This is a genomic window from Devosia sp. Root635 (genome assembly GCF_001427605.1).
Taxonomy (GTDB): domain Bacteria; phylum Pseudomonadota; class Alphaproteobacteria; order Rhizobiales; family Devosiaceae; genus Devosia.
The window spans coordinates 1-13,347 of the sequence record NZ_LMGZ01000024.1; the positions used below are offsets into that span (position 1 = coordinate 1).

16 protein-coding genes are annotated in these 13,347 nt (G+C 64.8%); 5 read left to right on the top strand and 11 right to left on the bottom strand.

Annotation, left to right across the window (positions count from 1 at the left end; genetic code table 11):
- Nucleotides 1–133: 133 nt before the first annotated feature.
- The 9 genes from ASD80_RS17615 to lgt form a co-directional block, all read right to left on the bottom strand.
- A complete protein-coding gene (locus ASD80_RS17615; protein WP_056235904.1) occupies nucleotides 134–649 on the bottom strand; it encodes a dihydrofolate reductase family protein in 516 nt (171 codons plus the stop codon).
- Nucleotides 650–651: 2 nt separating this feature from the next.
- Nucleotides 652–1,350, bottom strand: coding sequence for an aminoacyl-tRNA hydrolase (pth, locus tag ASD80_RS17620; protein ID WP_056235906.1), 699 nt, complete (start codon nucleotides 1,348–1,350; stop codon nucleotides 652–654).
- A 70-nt stretch (nucleotides 1,351–1,420) separates the two neighbouring features.
- Nucleotides 1,421–2,056, bottom strand: coding sequence for a 50S ribosomal protein L25/general stress protein Ctc (locus tag ASD80_RS17625; protein ID WP_056236264.1), 636 nt, complete (start codon nucleotides 2,054–2,056; stop codon nucleotides 1,421–1,423).
- A 260-nt stretch (nucleotides 2,057–2,316) separates the two neighbouring features.
- Entirely contained in the window at nucleotides 2,317–3,552 is a 1,236-nt protein-coding gene (locus ASD80_RS17630; protein WP_056235908.1) for an RNA polymerase sigma factor, read from the bottom strand.
- Nucleotides 3,552–3,902: a YciI family protein gene (locus ASD80_RS17635; RefSeq protein WP_056235910.1), complete on the bottom strand. Its 351-nt coding sequence runs from the start codon at nucleotides 3,900–3,902 to the stop codon at nucleotides 3,552–3,554. Before ASD80_RS17635 ends, ASD80_RS17630 begins: the two co-directional genes overlap by 1 nt.
- Before the next feature lie 115 nt (nucleotides 3,903–4,017).
- Entirely contained in the window at nucleotides 4,018–4,950 is a 933-nt protein-coding gene (locus ASD80_RS17640) for a ribose-phosphate pyrophosphokinase (RefSeq protein WP_056235913.1), read from the bottom strand.
- Nucleotides 4,951–5,235: 285 nt separating this feature from the next.
- Nucleotides 5,236–6,006: a peptidoglycan editing factor PgeF gene (gene pgeF / locus ASD80_RS17645; RefSeq protein WP_056235915.1), complete on the bottom strand. Its 771-nt coding sequence runs from the start codon at nucleotides 6,004–6,006 to the stop codon at nucleotides 5,236–5,238.
- Nucleotides 6,003–7,082 (bottom strand): class I SAM-dependent methyltransferase, encoded by a 1,080-nt coding sequence (locus tag ASD80_RS17650; protein ID WP_056235918.1) that lies wholly within the window; start codon nucleotides 7,080–7,082, stop codon nucleotides 6,003–6,005. The genes pgeF and ASD80_RS17650 overlap by 4 nt, the downstream gene beginning before the upstream one ends.
- A gap of 156 nt (nucleotides 7,083–7,238) precedes the next feature.
- Nucleotides 7,239–8,066: a prolipoprotein diacylglyceryl transferase gene (lgt, locus tag ASD80_RS17655; protein ID WP_244489040.1), complete on the bottom strand. Its 828-nt coding sequence runs from the start codon at nucleotides 8,064–8,066 to the stop codon at nucleotides 7,239–7,241.
- A 110-nt stretch (nucleotides 8,067–8,176) separates the two neighbouring features.
- On the opposite strand from lgt, the gene ASD80_RS17660 reads away from it, so the two are divergent.
- The 4 genes from ASD80_RS17660 to proC all read left to right on the top strand — a co-directional run bounded on the left by ASD80_RS17660 (nucleotide 8,177) and on the right by proC (nucleotide 10,801).
- The gene (locus ASD80_RS17660; protein ID WP_056235923.1) at nucleotides 8,177–8,431 is read left to right on the top strand and encodes an accessory factor UbiK family protein; all 255 of its coding nucleotides are present in this window, start codon (nucleotides 8,177–8,179) and stop codon (nucleotides 8,429–8,431) included.
- Between the two features lie 101 nt (nucleotides 8,432–8,532).
- A complete protein-coding gene (locus ASD80_RS17665) occupies nucleotides 8,533–9,261 on the top strand; it encodes a metallophosphoesterase family protein (protein ID WP_082555410.1) in 729 nt (242 codons plus the stop codon).
- Between the two features lie 218 nt (nucleotides 9,262–9,479).
- Nucleotides 9,480–9,980 carry a YbjN domain-containing protein gene (locus ASD80_RS17670; protein ID WP_056235929.1) on the top strand — a complete coding sequence of 167 codons (501 nt, stop codon included), beginning with the start codon at nucleotides 9,480–9,482 and terminating at the stop codon, nucleotides 9,978–9,980.
- The gene (gene proC, locus ASD80_RS17675) at nucleotides 9,977–10,801 is read left to right on the top strand and encodes a pyrroline-5-carboxylate reductase (RefSeq protein WP_056235932.1); all 825 of its coding nucleotides are present in this window, start codon (nucleotides 9,977–9,979) and stop codon (nucleotides 10,799–10,801) included. The genes ASD80_RS17670 and proC overlap by 4 nt, the downstream gene beginning before the upstream one ends.
- 17 nt (nucleotides 10,802–10,818) lie before the next feature.
- On the opposite strand, the gene ASD80_RS18885 is transcribed toward proC, so the two are convergent.
- Both ASD80_RS18885 and ASD80_RS17685 read right to left on the bottom strand, forming a co-directional pair.
- Nucleotides 10,819–11,316: a hypothetical protein gene (locus tag ASD80_RS18885; protein WP_056235934.1), complete on the bottom strand. Its 498-nt coding sequence runs from the start codon at nucleotides 11,314–11,316 to the stop codon at nucleotides 10,819–10,821.
- 174 nt (nucleotides 11,317–11,490) lie between these two features.
- The gene (locus ASD80_RS17685; protein WP_046105238.1) at nucleotides 11,491–11,700 is read right to left on the bottom strand and encodes a cold-shock protein; all 210 of its coding nucleotides are present in this window, start codon (nucleotides 11,698–11,700) and stop codon (nucleotides 11,491–11,493) included.
- Between the two features lie 519 nt (nucleotides 11,701–12,219).
- Between ASD80_RS17685 and ASD80_RS17690 the strand changes: the two genes are divergently transcribed.
- Nucleotides 12,220–13,197, top strand: a complete 978-nt coding sequence (locus tag ASD80_RS17690; RefSeq protein ID WP_056235937.1) for a methyltransferase — start codon at nucleotides 12,220–12,222, stop codon at nucleotides 13,195–13,197.
- Nucleotides 13,198–13,347 lie beyond the last annotated feature (150 nt).

Sequence of the window (13,347 nt, forward strand, 5' to 3'; positions counted from 1 at the left end):
ATAAGGCCTGCCCGAGGACGGTCGATGTCTGCCCGGGAGCGCGGATGCGACCGCCTCCCGGGACATCTTAATCAGATTTCGTCGATACAAGCCCGAGGATGACGGCTGGTGGGTGGGGATGGAAGGGATGGGATCACCCCCGCACGTAGACCACCTTCGTCACCCCATTGGCAAAGTTGGTGCTGCCGCCCAGCGCGAAACCCGGCAAATGGTGCCGGTCGATATGTTCGGTGCCGTGGCCCAGCGTCAGCGGCATGACGAAAAGCTCCAGCCGGTCCACCAGCCCAGCCGCCACCAGCCGCATGGCCAGATCGGTATCGCCCTGCACCCATACGGTGCCGTTGCCCTCGTCCCGCGCGGCGGCCACCACTGCGGCCAGGTCGCCCGCCACCGCCGTTACCGGGGCGCCGATATCGGCCAGCGGTCGATCGGTGGGGACCACGCCGGCAACGGCGCCATAGGGCCATTTGCCCCCGGCGGCGATCCTGTCATAGGTGGCATGGGCGATGATGACGGCCGTCACGCCGGCGATGAAGTCGTGAAAGCCCAGTTCGGGAATGAAATACGGACCCTGCCAGGCGGCCGATCCGTCCGCGTCGGTCACGAAACCATCCTGGCTCAGCGCCTGGAAAAAGACGACCTCGGCCATTTTCACTCTCCCCGCAATTTCCTCAGCATATCGGCCATCGGGCCGGTCTTGGGCAATTCTGCCGGCGGCTTGGCCGGCCGCGCCTGCCTTATATGGCTCTGTGCCTTGGCTGCCGGCTTGGCTTGCGGCTCCTCGGCCGGCCGCGTGGCCAAAGCCAGCTTGTTCATGAAGCCGCTGTCATCGCCCTTGACCAGCATAGCGACATGCTTGCCGACCGCCCCGAGCAGCGGCTCGACCCAGTCGCGGTCTGCCTTGGCGAAATCGCCCAGCACATGGTGGGTGACGAATTCCTTGCCCGGGTGGCCGATGCCGAGGCGCACGCGCTTGTAGCCGAGCCCGATCTGCGGATCGATGGAGCGCAACCCGTTGTGGCCGCCATTGCCGCCGCCGACCTTGACGCGCACCTTGCCTTCCGCCAGGTCCAGCTCGTCATAGAAGACGATGATGTCGCTCGGCGCGATCTTGTAGAACTGGGCCACCTGCTGAACGCTGTCGCCCGAACGGTTCATGAAGGTCTGCGGCTTGAGCAGGATGACCTTTTCGCCGCCAATATTGCCTTCGGCCAGCAGGCCCGCATGCTTGGAACGGAACTGGGTGATGCCATGCGCGCGGGCAATGGCGTCGACCGCCATGAAGCCGATATTGTGGCGATTGCCCTCATATTGGCCGCCCGGATTGCCCAGGCCGACAAGCAGTTTCATCAACGCACTCCAGAAACGAAAGAGGCGACCCGCAGGCCGCCTCGAACGTATAGCAGAAATTCGGGACCGATTACTCGGCCTTGGGCTCGGCTGCTTCGCCTTCGGCCGCCTCATCGGCGTCGCCGGCCGACTTCAGAGCCGACGGGGCAACGATGGTGGCGATGGTCACGTCTTCTTCGTGGCTGTGGTCGGCAACGCCGGCCGGCAGCTTGATCGAGGAGATGTGGATGGTATCGCCGATATCGAGACCGGTCAGGTCGACGGTCACTTCTTCGGGGATGTTGTCGGCGGAGACGGTCAGGTCCAGCGTGTGGTGCACGATGTTGAGCGTACCACCGCGCTTCAGGCCCGGGCTGGCTTCTTCGTTGATGAAGTGCACATGCACCTGGACGTTGAGCTTGGTGCCCTTGCCGACGCGCAGGAAGTCCACGTGGATCGGGAAGTCCTTGACCGGATCGAGCTGGTAGTCGCGCGGGATCACGCGGTGCTTGGTGCCATCCACATCGAGTTCGATGATGTGGCTGAGGAAGCCGCCGGCGTAGATATACTTGTGCGCGTCCTTGTAGGGGATGGCGATGGTGACGGGGGCTTTCTTGTCACCGTAGATAACAGCGGGAACGAGTCCCTGACGACGCATTTCGCGAGCGGCCCCCTTGCCCACTCCCTCACGCGCCTGTGCCTTGAGCACCTTTGCAGTCGCAGCCATGGAAAAATCCATTCTGGGTTGGTGTATGCGTCACTACAACAGCATACGCGCCCGTCCTCCAGGGGTGACGAGCGCTTCATGGCGCGGGCTATAGCTCAAAGGGGGGCAGGGGGCAAGGGAGGTTGCGGGGCGAGTAGAGCCGCATCTCAAACTCGATCGTCATCCTCGGGCTTGACCCGAGGACACTTTACTTACTCCACGCTCCGAAAGTGTAGGCCCTCGGGTCAAGCCCGAGGGTGACGGCCAGTGGGAAAGGAACATCAGCCATCCTGCAGCTTCGCCCGTTGCCCGATGAGATAATGCCGCACGGCCTCGTCCGTCGCCAGGCCGATGGCCAGGGTCAGCGCCTCATGGGCCTCGTCCTTCCGCCCGGCGCGGGCGCAGAGGTGTCCGCGGGCAGCCCAATAGGGCTGGTAGTCGGCCATGCGCTTGTCGTTGGCAATAGCGTCGAGGCTGGCCAGTGCCGCCTCTGCGCCGTCAATTTCCACCAAAGCGGCGGCGCGGTTGAGCAGGGCGACCGGCGACTGGGTCAGGCCCAGCAGCACATCGTAGAGCGCCACGACCGCGTCCCAGTTGGGCCGGCCCGTCACAAGCCGTGCCACATGCGCCGACTGGATGGCGGCTTCGATCTGGTAGCGGCCGGTGGGGCCGCCCTGGTTGGCCTCGCGCAGCAGTGTTTCGGCCGCCAGGATCCGCGCTTCGTCCCACAGGTCGATATCCTGCCGCTCCAGGGGCACATAGGCGCCGGTGCCGTCCCGCCGTGCGCCTCGTCGGGCTTCCGCATAGAGCATCAGCGCCAGCATGCCCTTGGCTTCCGGCTCGTCCGGCAGGAGGCTGACCACCAGCTTGCCGAGCCAGATGGCCTCATCGGCCAGCCGTTCCGCGGCGGTGTCGCCGATTTCGGTCCAGCCCTTGGCATAGGCGGCATAGATGGCGTCGAGCACGGCATCGAGCCGTTCGGCCAGCTCCTCGCGCTCGGGAATGGCGAAGGGAATGGCGGCGTCCTTGATGCGCGCCTTGGCCCGCACCAGCCGCTGGCCCATGGCGGCCGGCGGGATGAGGAAGGCGGCGGCGATGTCGATGGCCGTCAGGCCCAATATGGTCTGCAGGATCAGCGGTGCCCGCATGCCCGCCTCGATTTCGGGATGGGCGCAGGCAAACATCAGCGCCAGTCGCCGGTCGGGAATGGCTTCGGGACTGGCGCCGGCCGCTTCGAGTTCCTCGGTCATGAGCTGAATACGAGCCTCCCCGGCCTTGCTGGTCGCCCGCCGCCGCAGGGCGTCGGTCTGGCGGCGGCGGGCGACAGTCAAAAGCCACGCATCGGGATTGGCCGGAACGCCCTGTTCCGGCCAGGAGGCGAGGGCGCTGGCAAAGGCGTCCGCCAGCGCATCCTCGGCCCCTGCCACGTCCCGCGTGCGTGCCGCGAGAAAGGCCAGCAGGCGCCCATAGCTGTCGCGCGCCGCCCGCTCTGCCGCCCGCCGCGCCGCCTCCGTCATCAGCGCGCGGTCTGCTCGACGATGGGGCGGATTTCCACTGCGCCATATTTCGAGCTGGGGCAGCGACTGGCCCATTCCACCGCCTGTTCGATCCCCGGCACATCGATGAAGAAATAGCCGGCGAGCTGTTCGCGCGTATCGGCATAGGGGCCGTCGAGCACGTCGGTCTTGCCGCCGCTGGCGCGAACGATCGTGCCCTCCTTGCCCGGCGAGAGCCGCTGGCCGCCGGAAAAGCCTTCGCCGGCCTTGTTCAGCGCTTCGTTGAACGCGGCATATTCGGCCCACAATTCGCGCTGCGGGGCCTTGGCCATGGCTTCGGCGTCGTGGTGGATGATCATCATGTAGCGCATTGGATTTTCCTCTTGTTGGGTCGACGCAACATGCGCCGATGCAACAATGTCGGGGCGCCAAGCCGGTTTTCGACTTTTCGGACGAAGAATTTTCACCTCTCCCGGGGGAGGGGCCTCAGTCGAACAGGCTCGACACGCTCTGTTCGCTGGCGGTGCGGGCAATGGCCTCGCCGATCAGCGGGGCGATGGACATGCGACGGATATTGCCGGCGGCCTTGGTGGCCGGCGTTTCCTCGATGGAATCGGTTACCACCAGCTCCTTGAGCTTGCTGGCAGCGATACGCTCGGAGGCGCCTTCGGACAGCACGCCATGGGTGATATAGGCCGAAACTTCCTTGGCGCCGGCCTTGAGCAGGGCCTCGGCGGCGTTGACCAGCGTGCCGCCGCTATCGACGATATCGTCGATCATGATGCAGGTCTGGCCTTCCACGTCGCCGATGATGTTCATTACTTCGGAAACGCCGGCGCGCGGGCGGCGCTTGTCGACAATGGCCAGGCTCGCCCCGATGCGGCCGGCGACATTGCGGGCACGCACCACGCCGCCCACGTCGGGCGATACGATCATGACATTCTTGACGTCGTAATTGTCCTGGATGTCGCGCACCATCACCGGCGCCGCGGTCAGGTTGTCGGTCGGAATGTCGAAGAAGCCCTGGATCTGGCTGGCATGCAGGTCCAGCGTCAGCACGCGGTTGGCGCCGGCCTGAGTGATGAGGTTGGACACCAGCTTGGCCGAGATCGGCGTGCGCGGGGCCGATTTGCGATCCTGCCGCGCATAGCCGAAATAGGGCAGGACGGCGGTGATCCGGCGGGCCGACGAGCGGCGCAGCGCATCGGTCAGGATCAGCAGTTCCATCAGGTTGTCATTGGCCGGAAAGCTGGTCGATTGCAGGATGAAGGCGTCTTCGCCGCGCACGTTTTCATGCACTTCCACGTAGACTTCCTTGTCCGCGAAGCGCTTGACCGTACAATCTGTGAGGGGAAGTTCGAGATAACTGGCGACGGCCTGAGCGAGGGCGCGGTTGGAGTTGCCGGTCACCAGCTTCATGGGCGCGATCCTGTCTCAACCGGTCCCAGCAGGGGGGACCACCAGTTTCGTGGGCACCTTTAGCGAGTCGTTCCCAGCGGCGCAACGAGACAAATGGATGACAGGCGAAAATGGGTAAATGGAAAGCATCCGACAATTGAGAGAAGAGCATGCCACTCCCACAGATCGTCACCCTCGGGCTTTGACCCGAGGGCTCTGCGCTTGCGGAGCGCCAGGTAAGTGAAGTGTCCTCGGGTCAAGCCCGAGGATGACGGCTGGTGGATGTGGGAGGATCAGGCGCTATCCCTAAACCAGCCCGATAATCGCAATCTGCCGCCCGGTCTTGCCGCCCTGATGCGTGGCATAGCGATGGGAAAAATACCGCTCCGGCGCGCCATAGGTACACCCACCCACCCGCTCGACCTGCGTCACGCCCGCCCGGCCCAGCTCGTCGGCCACGAATCCCGGCAGGTCGAAATGCGCCCGCGCGCCGTTATGCGTCGAAAAATGCCGCCAGCCTTCGGGGCGCAGTTTCACGAAATCGTCCATGAAATGCGGCCCCACTTCATAATTCTCGCCCGAAATCGTCGGCCCGATGGCGGCGACCATGTTGGCCGGATCGGCCCCCAGCTCGACCATGGCGGCAATCGTATTGCCCACAATTCCGTCCACCGCCCCGCGCCAGCCGGCATGGGCGGCACCCACCACGCCCGCGTCCCGATCGGCCAGCAGGATCGGCGTGCAGTCTGCCGTCAGAATGCCCAGCGCCAGTTGCGGCTGGCGCGTGACGATGGCGTCGGCCTCGATGGGCTGGTCATTGGTGGGATAGGCGTCCAGCCGGTGCACCAGGTTGGAATGAACCTGCTTGAGCAGGAACAGCTGGTTGCGGAAAAATCCCAGGGCCTCGGCCGCCCCGGTCCGGTTGATATCGACCAGCCGGGGCGTATCGCCGACGGCGATCGACATGTTGTTCTCGGAGAATTCGCCCAGCGAGCTGCCGCCCTTGCGCCCGAAAAAACCATGCCGCACCGATCCCAGCTCGGCCAGTGCGGCACTCTCTTCGTAATGCTGGCTCATGGTTCGAACCCCTGTGGCATGAGGCCGGGGCTGGCGGCGCAGAAGGCCTTGAACAGGTTGCCCATCTGCTCGGGGGCGACCAGCCGCGCCTTGGCGGCGGCGATGTCGCCGGACGAGCCGGGGTTGGCGGCGCTCAGCGCCCTGGCGCGCTCATTGATGCCCAGCCGGGTCAAAAACTGCCCCTGTGTCGCCAGCGGCTGCACGGCAAGCCCGGCATTGGCGGCCACATTGCCCAAAGCCTCGAAATCGACATGGGCCGACAGGTCCGTCTCGCCCGGCGCGTCGAGCACGTCGGCAAATTGATGCCGGCGCACGCCCTGCAAGGTCTCGCCGGTCTGGGTGCGACCATAGCCATAGTCCACGGCCAGGATGGCTCCGCCCTGCGTCGAGATGGTGCCGGCCAGCCGCTTCATCACCTCGCCATTGGCCAGGCCCACTTCCAGCACGCTATTGGGCTCGGCTCCCGCCAGCGCCTCGGGCATGGCCGAGGCCGGGATCGGAGTCGGGTTGAGCCCGAAACAGCGCTTTCCGTCACTTAGCCCCACCATGCGCTCGTGCCAGCCATCGTCCATGCGCACGAACTGGCGGATCGGCAGCGCATCGAAAAATTCGTTCGCCACCACCAGCAGCGGGCCGGTCCCGACCTTCTCGAAACTGTCGATCCATTTTGGCTCATAGGCTTCGAGCCGACCGTTCTGCTCGGCGATCAGCGCCGGATTGGTCTCGAACAGCCGCAAATCCAGCGCGTCGCGGAAGCCTTCGGCGCGGCAGGCCACCCGCAGCATGTCCGCCATCAGCGTGCCGCGGCCGGGCCCGAGTTCGAGCAGGGTAAAGGCCTTGGGGCTCCCCATCTGCTGCCACAGATTGACGAAGAAAAAGCCGATCAGCTCGCCGAACATCTGGCTGATCTCGGGCGCCGTGACGAAGTCGCCCTTGGTCCCCAGCGGGTCGGCACTCTTGTAGTAGCCTTTGGACGGGTGGGTCAGGCACAGGCCCATATAGGAGGCGACGGACATCGGCCCGCTGGTGCGGATCTGCATGTCGATCAGTTCGGGCAGGGTAGGGGAGGTGGTCATGGCATGCGCCTGCCTGTCCGCTCTTTCGCCTCCCTCCCCCTTGAGGGGAGGGATTGAGGGAGGGGGTCCCTCGGTTCATCACTGGACGACCCCCACCCCGGCCCTCCCCTCAAGGGGGAGGGGGCGAAAGAGCACGGCATCGAAGAAACGGCTATCTCACCCACGAACCAGGCTCTCCCTGCGCGTCCCCGCCCACACCACCAGGCCCAGCCCGGCCAGCACCAGCGGAATGCTCAGCACCATGCCCATGGTCAGCCACCCGCCATAGAGATAGCCGATCTGCACATCCGGCAGGCGCACGAATTCCACCGCAATCCGGCTCAGCCCATAGCCGATGCCGAATATGCCGGCGACCATGCCGGGCCGGCGCAGGCTATAGAAGACATGGGTGAAGATGCGGATGACGAGGAACAGCAGCAGCCCTTCCAGCGCCGCCTCGTAAAGCTGGCTGGGATGGCGCGGCAATTGCTCGGGATCGCTAGGAAACACCACGGCCCATGGCATCGTGGTCGGCGCGCCATAAAGCTCCGCATTGATGAAATTGGCGATGCGGACCAGGAAAATGCCGATGGTCGAGACCGAGGCGATCAGATCGAGGCCGCTCAGCCAGTTGCCATTGCCCTTGAAGCGGGTGAACAGCACCACCGCCAGCATCAGCCCCAGCATGCCGCCGTGATAGCTCATGCCGCCATCGAGCGTGTTGATGATCTCGGCCGGGTTGGCCAGGTAATAGGGCAGGTTGTAGAACAGCACATAGCCCACGCGCCCACCGATCACGATGGCCAGCATGGTCCAGAAGGCGAAGTCCCAGATATCCTTGGCCGCGAAGGGCGGCTCGCCCTTGTGCCACAGCCGCGTATTGGCCAGCAGCAGATAGCCGTAGCCCGCCCCCAGCCCGACGCCGAACAGATAGCCCAGCGCATACCAGCGCACGGCAAAAGGCCCGATGGCAAAGGCGATGGGATCGATATTGGGGAAGGGCAAAAGCGGCTCCTGCGGCAATCGGCCGGACCATTGCCGCTTCGGCCTCTCTGGTCAAGTCGGCGGGCTTCACCTACATATCGGCACAAGGGGCCGAACCAAGTGGGTATGCGATGAGCCAGAATAACAGGATCTTCGACGATCTGGGCCGATTGATGAACGAGGCGGCCGGTGTGGCCGATGGCGTTCGCCGCGAAGTCGAGACCGTGGTCAAGGGCCAGGCCCAGCGTCTGGTGGTCGATATGGACCTGGTCAAGCGCGAGGATTTCGATGCCTTGCGCGAACTGGTGCAGGTGCAGGGCGAAGAGATCGACGCCTTGCGCAAGGAACTCGCGGCCCTCAAGGGCGCCAAGTCCAAAGCCAACTAACAAGCAAGGCGCGAAAAAGTGGGAACCGGTTTTTCGCAAACAGCCTTGCGACAAAAGGAATCTAGAGCCGGCGCTTTGTTTTCAAAGCGCATGAGGCTCTAGTGCGGTTCGCCGTAATATCTGACGTGCATGGCAATGCCATGGCGCTCGATGCCGTGCTGGCCGATATCAAAAGCCAGGGCGTCGATGCCACATTATGCCTCGGGGATCACGTCAGCGGTCCGCTCGACCCGGCCGGGGCGGCTGACCGGCTGATGGGGCTCGATGGTCCGGTGATCCGCGGCAATCACGATCGCTGGCTGGCCGAGGGCCATCGCGAGGGTCGGGAACTCGATGTCATCGACCGCTTTGCGCTCGCACGGATGACTGACGCCCATCGCGCCTGGCTCGCCGCCATGCCGGCCACATCTGTTTTCAGTGGCGAAATTTTCCTCTGCCACGGCACGCCGGCCAGCGATAACGCCCCTTGGCTCGATGGCTGGTATCACGACCGCAAGACCACATTGCCCTCCGAAGCTGCCGTCACGGCGCTGGCCGAAGGGCTCGACTATCCCGTCATGCTGTGCGGCCATACCCATGCCGCCCGTTCGGTCCGCCTGCGCGATGGCCGGCTGATCGTCAATCCGGGCGCGGTGGGGCTGCAGCTTGTCCACGGCTCCCCCGATGCGCGCTATGCTGTGATCGAGCGGCGCGATGGCACATGGCGCACCAGCCTGCGCATCGTGCAATACGATCATCACGCTGCGGCCCAGCAGGCCGTCGACAATGGATTTCTCCCCTGGAAGCAAGCGCTGGCAACGGGTTGGGCCGATGCGAGTGGCCTGTTCTGACACCCAATTGCCTGTGAACGTGCCGTCAGCGTTAACAGTCCGTTAACCTTAAGCCGCCCATCGTCATCCACAAGAGAATGCCGTCCGAGGCCTGCGTTCCGTCCCCTGAATCAGCGGGGGCGTGTAGGGTCATTTCGTCGGGACGATTCGTAAGCCTCGTGCGTGCGGCCAAGCTTCCTGAATACCCGAAACCTGCCGGTTAATGGACGGAACCGTCGATGTCACTGCTGCAAGTCGAGCCCGATCGCAATGTCCATCCGGTGGACATTATCGAGCATATCGCCTCGATCAACGACTGGACCTTCGAGCGGCAGGATGCCGACGAGATCTCCATTTCCGTGCGCGGCGGCTGGTCGGATTACCACGTCTCCTTCAACTGGATGGAAGACCTGGAGTCGCTGCATATCGCCTGCGCCTTCGACCTCAAGGTGCCCGAGGGGCGGCGCGGCGAGATCAAGCAGTTGATTTCATTGATCAATGAGCAGCTCTGGATCGGCCATTTCGATATCTGGAACAAGGAAGGCGTGGTGCTGTTCCGCAATTCGCACCTGCTGACCGGCGGCGCCGAGGTGTCGCCGCAGCAATGCGAGGCCTTGCTGCGCTCGGCCACCGATAGCTGCGATCTCTATTACCAGGCCTTCCAGTTCGTCGTCTGGGCCGGCAAGACGGCGGCCGATGCGCTGAGCCATGTCATGTTCGAAACGGTCGGCGAAGCATGAGTATCGCGCTGCGCCATCTCGGCCCGGTCATGCTGGTCGGCGCCGGCAAGATGGGCCTGGCTTTGGCCCGCGGCTGGCTCGATGCCGGCCTGCCGCCCAACCACCTGGTGCTGGTCGATCCTTCCCCCAATCCGGCCGCCTTGCAACTGGCCGAGGACTACGGCCTGACGCTCAATTCCGACGCCAGCGGGCTGTTGCCCAATGTGCTGGTGCTGGCGATCAAGCCGCAGATCATCGATCCGGTGATGGCCTCGCTGCAGCCGATTATCGGTCCGCACACGCTGGCCATTTCCATTGTCGCGGGCATAGATATCGCCCGGCTGTCGCGCGGGCTCGACATGGGCCGTGTCATCCGCACCATGCCCAATACCCCGGCCCAGATCGGCAAGGGCATCACAGGTGCCGTAGCCGGCCCGGCCGTCGGCGACGAAGACCGCGATGTTGCCGAGGCTTTGTTGCGGGCCGCCGGTCCGGTCGTCTGGTTCGACGACGAGGCCCAGCTCGACGCCGTGACGGCCGTTTCCGGCTCCGGCCCGGCCTATGTGTTCCATCTGGTCGAGGCGCTGGCCGAGGCGGGGCGGCGCCAGGGTCTGCCCGATGCAGTCGCCGAGCAGTTGGCGCGCCAGACCGTCATCGGTTCGGCGGCGCTCCTCGAAGCCGATTCGGCCGCGCCGTCGGTGCTGCGGCAGAACGTGACCTCGCCCAACGGCACAACGGCCGCCGGCCTGGCCGTACTGATGGCGGAAAATGGGCTGATCGATCTCATCGACCGCACGGTGGATGCCGCAAGGCGGCGCAGCGAGGAACTGGGCCGCAGCTAGGACCAGTCGAAATTGGCCTAGCGCCGCTCGCGGCGGCGTTCCCGCAAGTCGATCAACTGGTCGCGAATGGCGGTGGCCCAGTCCCGCAATGCCGTTTCGCCGGTATGGCTCAGGGCCTGCTCGATACCATCCAGCGCCAGGTGTCCCGACAGGAGTTCATCCCGGTCGCCGCCGGCCTGGTAGCGGGCCAGATGCACCATGGCCAGGTTGGCGCGGGTGGTCGCCCATGCGGCGGGCGCCTGGATGCGCGAGCGAAAAGGAAGGGCGCTGACCAGCAGGTGATGCGCCTGGTCGAGCCGGGCCTGTGCCAGCGGGCCGGTTTCGCTGCGGCCCAGCAGGCACAGGGCCGCGCCCAGATTGGTCAGCACTTCTCCGCGCAGCGGCCCGGAGAGCTCGGTTTTCAGCAGTTGGAAATAGACCTGCACGGCGGAGTCGAAGTCGTGACTTTCGATCAAGGCTTTCGCGCGCGAAAGCGTCGCCAGCACGCCCTCATCCGCGGATCGCGGTTCGACCATTGCATTCACGAAGGATAGCCTCGGGTTTGTCTGCCCGCCGCAAGCGGATGGCCAATATTAAACCCGGATGGCCTCGGCAACAAGCAGTTGCGTCCCGCGACGCACGGGTAAAACGAAAAAGGGGCGTGTCCCTCCAAGCCGGACACGCCCCTCGGGTCTGTTATGCCTGGTGGCTCAGGCGGCAGTCAGGTTGTCGGCGGCGGACTTGCCGGTCCGCTTGTCCTTGACGATCTCGTAGGTAACCTTCTGGCCCTCATCGAGACCATTCAGGCCCGAACGCTGGACGGCGGAAATGTGGACGAACACGTCCGCCCCGCCTTCGTCGGGCTGAATGAAGCCGTAGCCCTTTTGGCCGTTAAACCACTTTACGGTGCCAGTTGCCATGATGCGCGTTCCCTCGTGCAGTCGCTGCTGTAGGCGGTCCGTGGCCAGGATTGGCCAGGGACGGAGTGATATCGAAATATCGGAAAATGACGTCAGCAGGCGGCGAATGGAATTCGCAGGATCAGATCGGTCGGCCGCAATATTCGATCAGGGAGCGTAGCCTGAAAAAAACGGCTGTTCAATATCTGTTTACACATGACAAATCGCCCGGCGGGAAAGTGCTTCCTGCCAGGACAAAACGGAGTTTCGTCAAGTATTTGCTCCGGACTATGGAAGCCCGGTGCTGGCAGGCGAGACAAGCAAAGCGTCTCGGTGCCGGTGGCGCCGTGCCGCGATACGGCACCAAGGCGCCGAACCGGACAGGCCCACCATACGCCAAATTGGCCCGATGCAAACCGGCACTATCGTCGCAGCCGGTTTTTTGCACCGTGCGGTGCCGCTTGCTTTCCGGCCGCATTTGCGTCAAACCCCGGCGCGCCGGGCAAATGAGCGCGGTAACCCTCCAGAGATCACTTCGTCTTGACCAAGGCGTTTCATTCTTCCGGCGACGTCATCGCCGATCGCCGTGCCGGCTATGCAAGGATGCTGGCCGACGGGGGCGACCATGCCGCCGCCGCCGACCTGCTCGTCCAGGCGCTCGATATCGTGCCGGACTGGGCGGCGGGCTGGGACATGCTCGGCCTCTATTGCGAAAAGGCGGGCGACGTTGCGGGCGCCATCTCGGCCTGGCGGCACCTTGAGGCGCTGGACGACGAGGGCGTGTTCGGCGCCGGCCTCAAACTCGCCGCCCATGGCGCCGGCCGGGCCGCCGACGGTACGGCGGTCAGCTATGTCGAGGCGCTGTTCGACCAGTATGCCCCCCAGTTCGAGCGCTCGCTGGTGGACAGGCTGGGCTATCGCGTGCCCGAAATGCTCGACGATCTGGTGCGGCAGGAAATGGCCCTTCTGGGCATCGACCACTTCGCCCGGGCGCTCGACCTGGGCTGCGGTACCGGGCTGATGGGCCGGCACCTGCGCGGCAAGGCCGATTATCTCGAAGGCATCGACGTCTCTGCCGCCATGATCGCCGAGACCGCCCGCAAGGGCATCTATGACAGCCTGCAAAAGGCCGAGCTGGTCGCCGCGCTCAATGCCCGCCGCGCTGATGCCGACCTGGTCACCGCCGCCGACGTGTTCATCTATTGCGGGGCCCTGCCGCCGGTGCTGGCCGCACTGGTGCCCGCCTTGCGGCCGGGCGGCCTTGCCGCCTTTTCGCTCGAAGCCCATGACGGGCCCGAGCCGCTGTTCCTGCGGCCATCGCTGCGCTACGCCCATGGCGTGGACGCCACGCGCGATGCCCTGGTTGTGGCCGGCCTCGAAATCCTGCACTTCGAAACGGCCGTGCTGCGCTTCGACCGCGGCGCGCCCATCACCGGCATGCTCATCGTCGCCCGCCGCCCGCCCGTGGAACTGAACGCCGCCAATGATGGTGAAGACGGCGGCGACGTGGCGGCTTGATGTATCGGCTCCATCCCCTTCTCCCTCGTGGGAGAAGGTGCCCGAAGGGCGGATGAGGGGGCGCTGAGTTATCCATTGGCATCGAAGCATAGGCATGCGCAGACGCCCTCACGCGGAAATCCGCTGGACGCGGATTTCCCCCTCTCCCAC

What these genes read in the sequence shown, in the direction of transcription:
- ASD80_RS17630 (WP_056235908.1), bottom strand. Translation starts at nt 3,552, where the DNA reads ATGACGGAGGCGGCGCGGCGGGCGGCAGAGCGGGCGGCGCGCGACAGC.
- ASD80_RS17685 (WP_046105238.1), bottom strand. Translation starts at nt 11,700, where the DNA reads ATGGCAACTGGCACCGTAAAGTGGTTTAACGGCCAAAAGGGCTACGGC.
- pgeF (WP_056235915.1), bottom strand. Translation starts at nt 6,006, where the DNA reads ATGAGCCAGCATTACGAAGAGAGTGCCGCACTGGCCGAGCTGGGATCG.
- ASD80_RS17625 (WP_056236264.1), bottom strand. Translation starts at nt 2,056, where the DNA reads ATGGCTGCGACTGCAAAGGTGCTCAAGGCACAGGCGCGTGAGGGAGTG.
- ASD80_RS18885 (WP_056235934.1), bottom strand. Translation starts at nt 11,316, where the DNA reads ATGGTCGAACCGCGATCCGCGGATGAGGGCGTGCTGGCGACGCTTTCG.
- proC (WP_056235932.1), top strand. Translation starts at nt 9,977, where the DNA reads ATGAGTATCGCGCTGCGCCATCTCGGCCCGGTCATGCTGGTCGGCGCC.
- ASD80_RS17615 (WP_056235904.1), bottom strand. Translation starts at nt 649, where the DNA reads ATGGCCGAGGTCGTCTTTTTCCAGGCGCTGAGCCAGGATGGTTTCGTG.
- pth (WP_056235906.1), bottom strand. Translation starts at nt 1,350, where the DNA reads ATGAAACTGCTTGTCGGCCTGGGCAATCCGGGCGGCCAATATGAGGGC.
- ASD80_RS17635 (WP_056235910.1), bottom strand. Translation starts at nt 3,902, where the DNA reads ATGCGCTACATGATGATCATCCACCACGACGCCGAAGCCATGGCCAAG.
- ASD80_RS17650 (WP_056235918.1), bottom strand. Translation starts at nt 7,082, where the DNA reads ATGACCACCTCCCCTACCCTGCCCGAACTGATCGACATGCAGATCCGC.
- ASD80_RS17640 (WP_056235913.1), bottom strand. Translation starts at nt 4,950, where the DNA reads ATGAAGCTGGTGACCGGCAACTCCAACCGCGCCCTCGCTCAGGCCGTC.
- ASD80_RS17660 (WP_056235923.1), top strand. Translation starts at nt 8,177, where the DNA reads ATGAGCCAGAATAACAGGATCTTCGACGATCTGGGCCGATTGATGAAC.
- ASD80_RS17670 (WP_056235929.1), top strand. Translation starts at nt 9,480, where the DNA reads ATGTCACTGCTGCAAGTCGAGCCCGATCGCAATGTCCATCCGGTGGAC.